At 70.8% G+C, this 11591-nt stretch carries 10 protein-coding genes, 1 tRNA gene and 1 pseudogene; 2 read left to right on the top strand and 10 right to left on the bottom strand.

Annotation, left to right across the window (positions count from 1 at the left end; genetic code table 11):
* The 3 genes and pseudogenes from CAP_RS40835 to CAP_RS40825 all read right to left on the bottom strand — a co-directional run.
* Nucleotides 1-500, bottom strand: a pseudogene (locus CAP_RS40835) (hypothetical protein); the annotation flags it as partial.
* A gap of 350 nt (nt 501-850) precedes the next feature.
* Entirely contained in the window at nt 851-1225 is a 375-nt protein-coding gene (locus CAP_RS40830) for a nuclear transport factor 2 family protein (RefSeq protein WP_044251250.1), read from the bottom strand.
* A 410-nt stretch (nt 1226-1635) separates the two neighbouring features.
* On the bottom strand, nt 1636-2556 hold the full coding sequence (locus CAP_RS40825) for a hypothetical protein (protein WP_052376832.1): 921 nt from the start codon (nt 2554-2556) through the stop codon (nt 1636-1638).
* A gap of 189 nt (nt 2557-2745) precedes the next feature.
* Here CAP_RS40825 and CAP_RS55580 point away from each other — a divergent pair, with 189 nt between their 5' ends.
* Nucleotides 2746-3603: a proprotein convertase P-domain-containing protein gene (locus CAP_RS55580; protein ID WP_044251249.1), complete on the top strand. Its 858-nt coding sequence runs from the start codon at nt 2746-2748 to the stop codon at nt 3601-3603.
* Nucleotides 3604-3751: 148 nt separating this feature from the next.
* Here CAP_RS55580 and CAP_RS40815 read toward each other — a convergent pair.
* Nucleotides 3752-3824 (bottom strand) — tRNA-Gly (locus CAP_RS40815).
* A 228-nt stretch (nt 3825-4052) separates the two neighbouring features.
* Here CAP_RS40815 and CAP_RS40810 point away from each other — a divergent pair.
* Entirely contained in the window at nt 4053-5378 is a 1326-nt protein-coding gene (locus CAP_RS40810; protein ID WP_044251247.1) for a hypothetical protein, read from the top strand.
* A 184-nt stretch (nt 5379-5562) separates the two neighbouring features.
* Here CAP_RS40810 and CAP_RS40805 read toward each other — a convergent pair whose 3' ends face one another.
* The 6 genes from CAP_RS40805 to CAP_RS40780 form a co-directional block, all read right to left on the bottom strand.
* On the bottom strand, nt 5563-6129 hold the full coding sequence (locus CAP_RS40805) for a hypothetical protein (RefSeq protein WP_231511995.1): 567 nt from the start codon (nt 6127-6129) through the stop codon (nt 5563-5565).
* 628 nt (nt 6130-6757) lie between these two features.
* Nucleotides 6758-7162 carry a hypothetical protein gene (locus CAP_RS40800; RefSeq protein ID WP_156041606.1) on the bottom strand — a complete coding sequence of 135 codons (405 nt, stop codon included), beginning with the start codon at nt 7160-7162 and terminating at the stop codon, nt 6758-6760.
* An 88-nt stretch (nt 7163-7250) separates the two neighbouring features.
* Complete coding sequence (locus tag CAP_RS40795; RefSeq protein ID WP_044251243.1) at nt 7251-7841, bottom strand: sterol desaturase family protein; 591 nt, start codon at nt 7839-7841, stop codon at nt 7251-7253.
* A gap of 239 nt (nt 7842-8080) precedes the next feature.
* The gene (locus CAP_RS40790; RefSeq protein ID WP_044251242.1) at nt 8081-9067 is read right to left on the bottom strand and encodes a hypothetical protein; all 987 of its coding nucleotides are present in this window, start codon (nt 9065-9067) and stop codon (nt 8081-8083) included.
* Entirely contained in the window at nt 9064-10473 is a 1410-nt protein-coding gene (locus tag CAP_RS40785; RefSeq protein WP_044251239.1) for a hypothetical protein, read from the bottom strand. The genes CAP_RS40790 and CAP_RS40785 overlap by 4 nt, the downstream gene beginning before the upstream one ends.
* The gene (locus tag CAP_RS40780; RefSeq protein ID WP_044251236.1) at nt 10470-11576 is read right to left on the bottom strand and encodes a hypothetical protein; all 1107 of its coding nucleotides are present in this window, start codon (nt 11574-11576) and stop codon (nt 10470-10472) included. The genes CAP_RS40785 and CAP_RS40780 overlap by 4 nt, the downstream gene beginning before the upstream one ends.
* Nucleotides 11577-11591: the final 15 nt, after the last annotated feature.

The following is an 11591-nucleotide window of genomic DNA, read 5'->3' as shown; positions in this document are numbered from 1 at the left end:
TGGTGGACCACGGAGTCGCGCAGGGTGATGTCGTGGGCGTGGTGGAAGACGCAGCGGGACGAACCGCCGGTGATGTCGAAGCCCTCGACGACGTAATGGTTGCCCGCGAGCTCCACGGTGTTGGTGCCGCCAGAGAGGACGGGGCGCTTGCCGTTCACGCGAATCCCGCGAATGGTGATCTTCTGGCTGGAAGTGCCAGGTTTGGAGAACAGTACGCCGCCTGTGTAGGTGGCATTTCCGTCGACCTGGACGATATCCCCCGGGAGCAGGAGGTTCGCCACCTGACCCAGGTTCTTGTATTGCCGTGAAGGTCCAACTTGATAGACGGTGCCTGCGGCATCCGCGCTCTCCCCCACGTTTTCCCCGTCTTCTGGCTGGATTTCCCCTTCGGCCGGGATGCTGCACCCAGCGCTGGTGGCGCCGAGCAGCGCCAGGACGATGGCAGAAAGTCCGTGGATCCACGTGCGCGAGCGCCCGTGTTCATTGCCATCTACACGCATTCTTCATTTCTCCTTCATGAGGAGCGCCGGGCGCACCTATCCACCGTCCGCGCCGCATCATGCGGCGTGTCGCGAGCGGATCCGTGTCAACCTGGCGCTCCTGGCGTCGAGGCGCGCAGGACCGGTGTGCTCATTCACAACGAACGAGCGACGACACGAGCACACCGACCTCGTATTCACTTAGAACGTGACAGTGGTCGTCACGTCAAGACCTAACTGCGGCGGAGGGTTCGCACCATTCCCTCCGTCGCGCTGGATAGATGACTGTATCACGAAGATGGGTGAGGCGCGTGACCACACGCGCGGCGGCCGCGCTTCCATGCGGGGCGGGGCTCGGTGGCGCGCGTCGCTCAGCCGGGCGAGGTCAATGCGGCGGGGTCGAAGTAGCTGGTGACGCGGTGGATGCGGCTGTCCTCGTCGATCTCGAAGACATCGACGCCGGTGAGGCGCACGGGCTTGCCGCTGTGCGACTCGGCCTCGAGGCTGTAACGAAGGGCGGCGCTGCGGCCCACCGCGAAGACCTGCCGCTCGACGAAGCGGATGCTGGAGAAGCCCGCGAGGAGGGCCTCGACGTGGTGCTTCAACGCTGCGCGGCCGCGGCTGGGAGGTGAGACGGGGCCGGCGGAGATCACGTCCTCTGCAAAGAGGGCGAGGTAGCGCTCGACATTTCCGGCGAGGAGGGCGTCCTGCGAGGCGTTCACGATATCGATGATGCTGGTATTCATGGTCCTTCGTCCGATGGGGTGCGTGACCCGCCCGGCTCACTGACGTGCATGGCCACGACTGCACATCGTACGCATTGCAGACAATCGGGTCGAAGATCGAGTGGCCTTGATGCCGGCAATGAGAGGCTTGTCGATGTCAGATCCCAACTGTGTGCCGCGCTTCGCAGTCCCCACGCGCGGTGCAGGGGATCGCCGGCGGAGAGAGGCGCGGAGCAACGGGGCAGAATGCCCCGCATCCGGGTGCGTTCAGGGTACGACGGTGAGGGGGTAGCGACCATCGGGAGCGTCGTGTTCGAAAAGCGTTCCCCAGCTTCGTCCCAGTCCTCGGCTCGTCGTTCAAGCGAGGCCGTGGGGGTAGCGACCATCGGGAGCGTAGGGACCGAAGGTCCCTGAATTGCCGTACGCAGTACCTAGTTGCAGCCGATGCGGTGGTTGGCGAGGGCCACGTCGTCGATCCAGAGGGTGTTGGTCTGGCCGCCGTAGCTCTCCCAGCCCAGCTTGAGGTCGGTGAGGGAGGGCGACCAGTTCGGCTGGTTGTGCCACTGCTGGTCCACGTCGGGCGTGGGCGTGTCGTCGACCTGTAGCGCGGCGATGGCGGCGCCGTCGACCCAGGTCTGCAAGGAGGCGCTCGGTTGATCGACGAAGAACTCCACGCACAGCCAGGTGTCGGGCGTGGGCATCAGGCTCTGGGCGATGCCGGCGGGGCTCAGGGAAGGGAGCGTCGCGTCGTCGGATTCGCGGTTCCACATGAGGATCTTGGACTGACCACCCATGCGCAGGTCGCGGTCGTTGTCGTTCGCGTCTTTCATGGTCAGGAACGTCACGTGGGAGTCGCCGAGTGCCTCCTCGAAGCGGACGAAGAACCGCCCGTAGACGGCGGGACCGAGCGCGGCGATGGCGCTGGTGCTGGCGATGAAGACGTGATCGCAGTAGCCGCCGCCCCCGTTTACCCGCAGTGAACGCGCGCCGCTGTGGGCCTGGGCTCCGTCGATGGTGACGGTGCCGGTCCCGCTGCAGTTGGGGGAGACGACGCTCCAGGTGGCCGTGTCGGGCGGACCGTCTGGCGCGGCGCCCTCGAAGCCGTCGCACAGCGGCAGGTCGGAGCAGTCCGAGGTCGCCGCGCCGCCCCCACCGCCTGCGCCACCAGCGCCGGTGCCGGTGGTGGCGCCAGCGCCCGAGCCGGTGGTCGGCATCCCCGAGCTGCCGCCGACGCTACCGCCAGCACCGCCGCCCTCCGACGAGGTGCCGCCATCGTCTCCGCCACACGCGGCGGCAAGCAGCAGGACACAGATGCTGGCGACGTACGGGATGGGCCTGAAACAGCGGGGCATCGGGGCTCCTCGGGGCTGGAAGACGCACGGGCGACGCACGGGCGGGCGCGCGGCATGCAGCGGCGCGGCGGGGCGGGGCGGGGCGGGGCGGGGCGGGGCGGGGCGTGCGGCAAGAAGGGTATCACGCGAACACCGCGGGCTCGGGGCTGGAGCCAGCGTCCGGATCGACTATCCTTCCCCTGGAGAGCCATGCGACGAAGGGAACTGCTCACGCGCGCGGCAGCGCTGGTGCTCGTCGCAGGGTGCAATGCGATCTCGGGGATCGACGAGTTCAGGTTCGGCGCGACCTTCTCCGAGGGTGGGAGCGGGAGCACGGGGACGGGGGGCACGAGCACCGGGGGAGGTGTCCTGCCCGGCTGCGGCGATGGTCAGCTCGACGCCGGGGAGGCGTGCGACGACGGGAACGATGCCTCCGGGGACGGGTGCGATGGGGACTGCGCGATCGAGGATGGCTTCGCGTGCGGAGGGGCTCCGAGCGCGTGCACGGCATACCTGTCCCTGGTCGCGACGCAGGGGCCGGGGTTGGCCCACGCGCTCCCGGACGATCAGCAGTACGACGGCAGCCTGGGGACGATGGAGTGCCAGACGCTGACCATCCCGGACGAGGGGGCCGCGGAGGTGGTGGAGGTGGAGGTCAAGGTCGGGCTGTCGCATACGTGGATCAGCGATCTGGTGATCAAGGTCGCGAGCCCCGAGGGGACGGTGGTCACGCTGCTCAGCCGGGCGGGGATCGAGGAGGCGGCCGACACGTCGTCGGAGCTCGACGGGGATGGTTCGGACCTGGCGATCAGCCATCCCATCGTCTTCCGGGACGATGCGACCTCACCTGCGGAGCTGATGGGCGTGAACATCGGCAACGACAAGGTGGTGTGCCGCGACGACGGGATCTGCGCGCACCGGCCGAGCCCCGGCAAGGGACCTGGAGAGCGCCTGGCGGACTTCGAGGGCGAACCGCCCGCGGGCGACTGGAAGGTGTGCGTCGCCGATGCGGACAACACCCTGACGGGCACCGTGGACCTGACGCAGATCACGGTGCGCGCTCAGTAGAGCGCGACAGGGCGCGGGGCTCCACGCCGCAGCGGAACATCCAGAGAGGGTCTTGGAAGGTCGCTGGACGGGGCAGGCGCCACGAAGTGCTTCGTGAACCTGCGGTCTCAGTACCTTGACGCGTGCGCCGAAGATCAGGGGATCTCGGAGCGGGACACGGGATTCGAACCCGCGACCCTCAGCTTGGGAAGCTGATGCTCTACCAACTGAGCTAGTCCCGCGTGAGGCGACTCAGCTTCTAGCCAATCCCGTGCGGCAGAGCAACAGGCAACAGCATGTCCCGTCATGCGCCGGGTGTCATGGGCCCCGTGCCCCTGGAACTTTGAGGGATCGCTCGCCTTCCCCTGCCCCTTCCCTCACCTCCGCTCACCCTCACCTTCCCGCCCTGCCGCATTCCCTGCCCCCGCTTGCCCGTCCCGTGCATGCCCGACCTGTACTAGCGTCAGCACGTGCATCGCCGTCGCATCGCCCCCGCGCTCCTCACCCTGTGCTCAGCCGCCGCTGCGGTCCTCGCTCCCGCGTGCGGCCCGCCCCAGGAGGTCGAGGTGCCCAAGCGCTCCACGGAGGTGTCGTGCCCCGCGCCCATCGGCAAGATCCCCCGCGAGGACTGCGGCGCGATCGAGAAGGAGTTCGAGCCGCTCGCCGTGCGCGAGGCGCTGAAGCGCACCGGCACCGACGCGACGAGCGTGCAGCGGACGGAGGCGATCCGCGCCGCGGCGCAGCTCGCGACGCAGCTCAAGGAGCAGCGCGCGGAGCTGTGCGAGACCTACAACCGCTGCGAGGTGACGCCGGAGGCGCACGCGACGAAGGACCGGCAGCTCACCGAGATGATGAACGCGCTCATCACCCTCTGGGACTCGCGGCAGCTCGGTGGACCGGAGCAGGTCGCGCGCTTCAAGGGCGGGGTGCACGCGCTCTCGAGCAAGCTCGGGGGGCCCGGGGCCACGGCGGCCGAGGGAAGCGGCGCTGACAGGAAGCAGGCCGTGACCACCGTGGGGGGCGACAAGCTCCAGCAGATCGCGGCCGAGGGCATCACCTTCTCGAAGAGCGGCAGCGACGTGACGGTGCAAGCGCAGGCAGGCGCGCCGCGGCTGGTGCTCCGGAGCAGCACCGGCCTGCCCCTGCGCGCCGGGAAGCGCTACCTCGTGCGCGTGAACGGCAGCTACACGCCGGCCACGCCGGCGCTCGTGTCGCCGGGAGACGAGGTGGTGGGGCGCCTTCGCTTCCGCACCACGCTCGCCTCGGAGATCTACGTCGCGCTCCGGTCGCTCGAGGATCCGGAGGCGCCGGAGTCGATCACCACGCTCCAGCTCGGCGCGAAGGAGAAGGGGTCACGGGAAGCGCGGTTCGTGGCCGATCCGGGCGCGAGCGGCTTCTACCTGACGGTGGGATCGCGCGGCCCGGCGCAGGTGCACCTCGACGACGTGGAACTCGTGCGCGGAGACACCGTGCTCGCGGCTGCCCGCGCCGAGACTGCGGACGAGCCGCTGGTGAAGACCGGCTGCAAGGCCGACACGGCGCAGCCGCTCGCCGGGAAGCGCTCTCTGAGGTGCGATGGCCAGGGGGATCTGGTCTCCCTCGGGGTGCCTACCGCTTACCTGGAGCTCGCCATCCGCAGCCCCTCGGGGGATCGGGCAGCGCTGCGCACCCAGTCGCTGGAAGGCGGCCGCAGCCTCGACGCCACCCTCACGGAAGACGCGGAGCTGGTGATCAGCATCGCCGGAGCGGGGACCGCGACGGTGCGCACGGTCGACATCCAGGCCGTCGCGCCCTGAACCATGCGGCCGGGGACATTGCCCGCTTCCTGAGGCGATGGACGTCAGACCCGAAGCGGCAGAGGGCTCTGGAAGCTTCGGGTGGATCGCGGAGTGGGGGGCCCCGACGAACTTTGCTCGGCGGGAGACGGGGGCGCGAGCCCCTGCCGTGTGAATGAGGGGCGTTGCGTTCTTGCCGCGGGCTCTAAAGACGGGCCGCGCGGCTCGAGGGGGCGTGGGGCTCGCTGCGTTCGCGGACCGAGCTGTCCTGCACCTCGCTCGCCGCCGCGAGGGCGCGCTGGAGCGCCTCCGTGGAGGCGTCGGGAGGAATCCAGGGCAGCTTCCGCAGCTCGGTGGCATCCGCCGGCAGCCAGCGCAGGCTGCGGGTCACCAGCACCACAGGGCACCCGCGGGCGAGCAGCTCACTTGCCAGCCGCACGCCTGCGAAGGGCGCGGGGAGCAGGTCGAGGCAGACCAGGCAGGCGTCGAAGATCTCGGCCTCCACGACGAGGCGCGCGTCGTCGCTCGACGAGGCGTCCGTCAGCGTTGCGCCCAGGGCCTCGATGTGGCGCGCCAGCGCATCACAGGTGGGCGTCGCCGCGTTGTGCGCGAGGAGCACACGAAGCTCCGAGCCGCCAGCGTCCAGGCCGCGGACGCGGCCAGCGCCGGAGGAGCCACTCCGGACCTGCCGTAGCCCGGGGCGGTCGGAGACGCGCCCGTGCAGGCCCTCGGGAGGCACGAGGGTGCCCGGACCTCCCTGTCCGTGTCGCACACGGAGCGCTCCTTCATCCACGACGACACCCGGCTGCTCAGTACGGCGAGAGTTCATGTAGCCCCCTTCTCGCGTCGGCCGCGCTCCACCGCGACCACGCCCAGCCTAACACCCCTTGAGGTTGACCCGACCACCCTTTATAGGAAGACCAAGCATGATGCGGTGCTTGCCGCGACGCGGCGAAGACCCATCCCGAGGACAATGCGTATGAGGCGGTTCCAGATCTCCAGCCGTTGTGAGTGCCAAGCAATTCTGTCGGCCACGCTGGACGAGAACAGGCACGTCCTCGCGGGATGGGCGGCGCGGCCCGGCGTGAAGGATCTCGCCCCGGCACACAGCATCAACGCCCACCTGGAGCGCTTCGACGTGGGCTGGCTATGCCCCTTTTGCAACCGCAACACACTGCGCACGTTCTATGCGGGAGCGCTCCGTTCTATTCCCGAGACAGCATCGGGGACTGCTCCCTCGAAGAGCGACGGGTCCGCGCCGGGCGCCTGAGTCACAGGGCGAGCATCCGCCTCACCGCGCGCTCACCGCACCCTCACCGCACCCTCACCGCACGAGGTGAGTCGGCTTCCCCTTCGTGACGCGCGCCCACGTCATGACATCCAGCGACGACAGCGAGCGCTCAGGCAGCCTGACGGCGCGCCTGGGAGGCGAGCCGGGCCGTGACCTGAGCGCGGGCGTCCTCTCCTGCCCTGAGCCGTAGCCAGTGGGCGTGGTCGAACGCCTCGACTGCCTCGTCCCTCCGGCCCTGCGCCACCAGGAGCGCTCCGAGCAGCGTCCACGAGCGCGCCCGCCACTCGTCGAGCTTGCAGGCATCGCGCAGCAGCACGAGCGCACGTCGCTCGTCTCCGCGCTGACGGGAGCGCTGTGATCGCCGGATCAGGCCCTCGACCGCATCCTCCGGGGCGCCGCCGTCGGGCTCGGGAAGCCGCACCGCGCTGCGCAGCCCTCCGCGCTCACGGGCGAGCTTCCGCTGCTCGGCATGCTCCCGGATATTCTCCCTCAACCGCGCCCGTTTTCGGCTCATCGTCCCACCCTCCGCACAAAAACAAACAGGAGGCACCGACCCTGGGGTCAGCGCCTCCCGTGCAGGAGAGCGGCCCTGACAGGGGTGCTCAGCCGGTCTTGTCAGCCTTGGGGCTGCCCATGGTTCCGAACACGTAGTCCCAGAGCGGCGAAGAGACGCCCCACCGCGCTTCTTCCCCGGTGTGGTGGTGGACCATGTGGTGACGCTTGATCCACTTGCCCCACCGGGAGGTCATGCGCCAGTGGTGAACTGCATAGTGCGTGCCATCGTAGGCGAGATAGCCGAGCCCGAAGCCCATGAAGACGGGATCGACCAGAACGGGCCCCACGAGCGCGCGAAACAGCAGGTAGAACCCCGCACCCATGGGGATGCTGGCGCCGAGCGGGAACACGAGGCGGTCGGTGTCCTGGGGGAAGTCGTGGTGCACGCCGTGGAGGATGAAGTGCACCCGACGCTGCCACGGCCGCGGACCGACGTAGTGGAACAGGTAACGGTGCAGGATGTACTCGGCGAAGGTCCAGACGAAGAGACCTGCGAAGACGAGCCCCAGGCCGGCGAGTGGGCCGATGTCGTTCTGCGCTGCGCGCACGCCGAGGTACGCGATCGCTGGCAGCCAGAAGACGAAAGGCAGGAGAGGGTGGCTGCGCGAGAACCGCTCGATCAGCGGTGTCTCGAACATGCGACAGGTGGAGGGACGAACGGCGCTTCCATGGGGGGTGGAGGTGGCGGCAGTCATCTCGCACCCCTGGTACAACATCCATCCTTGCCCGGCCAGAGGAGAGCCACTGCGCAGAGTCCGCGAATCGGCCTTCGCAGCGCGGTGAGATGCCGCGCTGGCGACCCTGCACGATGCAGATCCGGCGATGACGCGCGCGGTTGCTCCGCCGTGCTGCGGTGAAACGCCACTCCGTGGGCGCCCTACCTGCAGGGCGGCATGTGGAGCTCACGCGCGCCGGGTTCGTGGACGCGGGTGACGAGTCCACGCGGCTCTCTCGCCATCACCTCGGCCCAGCCCCGCACCAGCGCGGGCTCGCTCGGGTCGTCGGCCGTCACGCGGAGCAAGGCGCGGTCTTCGAGGAGCGCGAGGGCCATCAGGCGCAGGCTCGCCAGGGCCCCGACGCGCCCCTCGGGCTCGCCCACCATCGACGGCGCAGGTGGAGGCGCGAGGGCCGCGAAGGCCGCGAGCGTGCGCGGATCGGGGTCGGAGCGGGCGTGGTCGGTCGCGATCTCACGCAGCAGGGCGCGGCCTTCGTCGCCCGGCAGGGACGCGGCCACCGCGAGGGCGTGGACGTGCACACTCACGGGCGCGGCGCAGCTCCCTGCGGGCCGAGGGAAGGCGCCCAGGCGATCGAGGGTCGCGATCTCCGCGGCGAGCGCCGGCTGCACGAGGAGGCGACGCACGGTGGGGAGCCAGGTGGGGCGAGGCCAGGTGCGCATGGCCTCGAGGCCCGCGATGCGGTGTTCCGGGCGGGTCGTCGGCCGTTCCACCCACGCCGAGAGCGCCTCGTTCGCAGCGCGCTCGTCGAGCCGGGCCAGGGCGAACGCAACCACCCCGGCGGCGGAGCGCGCCCCGACGGCCTTGCCATCGCCGAGCACGCCCTCGGCGGCCACGGCGTAGCTGGCCGTCGACACCGCGTCGGTCCCCCAGGGACGGGTGACGTCGGAGCGCGCCGCGTCGAGCAGCGCCGCGAGGTGCTCCTCCCGCGAGGGCGCGCCGCGCGTCACGTCCTCCGGGATGCCCTCCAGCGGAGACCCTCCCGTGAGCACCGGCGTGGGTGGCTTCCGCGCGTCGATCCACGCCGCCCACGCCGCCCACGCCGCCCACGCCGCCCACGCCGCCACGCCGAGGGCGAGGAGCAGCCCCGCCGCGGCCGCAGCGACCCGCGCGGCGCGCTGCCGCGTCACAGGTCCGAGGCCCTCAGGAACAGCTCGAGGAACGTCGCCACAGGGAACGCGGGATCGATCATGTCGCCACCGAACACCGCGTACTGGTGCCAGTAGGCTGGCTCCGCCATGATCCCGGGTCGGTACGCGGCATCGATGAGCGCGCAGGCGTGATCCCAGTACGCGGTGGCTCCGGGTGCGTAGGCCTTCTCGTCGGCCGGCAACCTGGAGAAGCGCCCCGCGAGGCTCCCGCCGAGCTTCTCGATGGCGCGGCGGATCCCCTCGTTCGCCGTGAGCTGGAAGCCGCCGGTGAGGCGCAGCTTTCGCGAGGGCTTGTCGTTGAACCACTTCACGGCCATGCCAGCGTTGGCCTGGGTGCCGCGCGCGTCGAAGGCGTAGACCTCCCCCGTGCGCTCCAGGTTGTTGGCGAAGGCGGCCCAGAGCCCCAGCCCACCCGCGCTGTAGCCCGAGAGCGCGAGCCTCCCGAGGTGGATGGCCCCGCGTTGCTTCGCGAGCCGCTGCGTCGCCCAGAGCAGCCGGATCACCCCCTCGGCGAGCACGGGCAGCTCGGCGCTCGTGGCGCGCCCGAAGTCCAGCGCACTGGGCCAGGGGATGAGCAGCACCGCCGGCTTGCCGCTCGACGCGAGCGCGCGCTCGAACCCGCAGCGCAGCCACGCCCAGAGGCTCCCCTGAGGATCGGCCGTGAACTGGTCGCGCGCCCAGTAGGGCGGAGGCGCGGCCGGGTCGATCTCGTCGGTGGCGACAGGCGCGAGCAGGTAGCGGTTCAGGCCGAAAGCGTCGTGCGGTTCATCGACGCGGCTGTACGCATAATTGCTGGGCCTGAAGAAGACGAGCGCGGAGATCCCCGGCCGCAGGGGCGCGTGGCAGGCGTCGGGAACGCAGGCGAACCAGATCAGCGGGCTCGCCCCCGTGGAGCCGACGACCACCAGCGTCACGCGGTCGGTGCGATCGCGCGCGTACTCGCCGTGGTGGAGGGCATAAGCCTTCCAGAACGGGGTGATGTCGACGAACTCCGTCCGGAGCTGCAACAGCACCGCACCGCGCACGTTCGCCACCGCGCTGGTGTCCACGAGCGGGTGTCCCTTGATGTAGGCCGGCAAGTTCACCGGGGCGAGGGTCGTCTCACCCTCCACCACGTCATAGGGCTGCTCCACCCGGAGCACCTCGTGCTTCTGCGGGGGGACAGCGGTGCCATCGGCCAGGGTCACCCCTCCGAGCGCCGCCACGAAGCGCGCCTTGAGCGTCACCTTCGCCGTCCCCTCCGGCACCTCGAACTCGCGTACCCCCGGCCCCCGGTGCGCGATGGGCAGCGGCGCCCCACCGGCTTCGAGCTGCACGTCCGCGTGCGCCTCGGGCAAGAGGGGCGTCCCCGCGTTCGGCCACTTCACGCGCACCCGCAGCGTCACACGGCACTCTCCTTGTCGGCGGCGGGATCCACCCGGCCTTCCAGCACCAGCTCGGCCATCGACGCCTCGAACGCGAGCTGCTCCACCACCGCTGGAGGCGCCGCCACGGCGCGGATGGGCGGGTCGAGGGGGATGCTCTCCAGCAGCGCCCACACCGGCCCGAAGTCGCCCTGGAAGAGCGCCGCGTGCAGCGCGTCGATGCCGGTGCGCAGCCACTCCGGCGTCCCCTCCGGCAGCGCTTCGCCCTCGGCTGGCGCCGCGCCGCACAGCACCACCGCCTCGGCGCCTGTGGCGTCCGCGCACAGCGCCAGCTCCGGCTGCGCGCCGCCATCGAGGAGCCACGGCCCCTCCGCGGCCACCGACAGCTCGGTCCAGGGGCGGCGGTTCACGAAGTGCCGCAGATCGGTGCGGGTGACGATCATCAGCCGCTGCGGCTCTCCGTCGGGCAGGGTCACGCTCTCGCCCGCGTCACGCGCCGTCCGCACGTGCCAGGACGGCCCCTCGGGCAGCCGCGCCGTGCGCCGAGGCTTGCGCTCACGCCCCGCGAACAGCGACGCCAGGTCGGCCACGCGCGTCACGCTCGCCCGACCCATCCCGGGCGGCGCTCCGTCCACGCGCACCCGCCCCGCGCCGTCGGTCGGCTTCGTCACGGTCCCCGCGGGGGTGCTCATCGTCACCCGCAGCCCTGCGATCGGCGCCTCCAGCTCGTCGACCACGACGAGCTCGTAAAACGAACGCGCCTCGCCGGGCGGTGTGCCCCCCGGGGCCGGCCCTGACCCAGGGACGTGCGGCGGTTCGTCTCCCCTTCCCCCGGATCCCAGAAGAGGCGGCGCACCGTCGCACCAGGTGACGAGGATCTCCCCCCGCGCGATCTCCTCCTCGAGCAGCGCCACGTCGTGCGCATCGAGGCGCCAGGAGAACCGATCTCCCGCGACCGTGATCACCTCCGCGACGCCCCCTGAGCGCGCCGCCACCAGGATCACCGCTTCCCGTCCCCGCAGGCGGAAGGCGTGGTCCGCGGCCGTCGCACGAGGCGCAGCGACCAGCTCCACGGTCTCATCGCCCGCGCGCACGCGCATCCGCTCGAAGTCACCGAGCAACACCCGGGCAGCGTACCC

The sequence above is a fragment of the Chondromyces apiculatus DSM 436 genome (assembly GCF_000601485.1).
GTDB classification, from domain to species: Bacteria; Myxococcota_A; Polyangia; order Polyangiales; family Polyangiaceae; genus Chondromyces; species Chondromyces apiculatus.
Note: the sequence above shows the minus strand (reverse complement) of the source record. Positions and strands in the feature narration are given on the sequence as shown.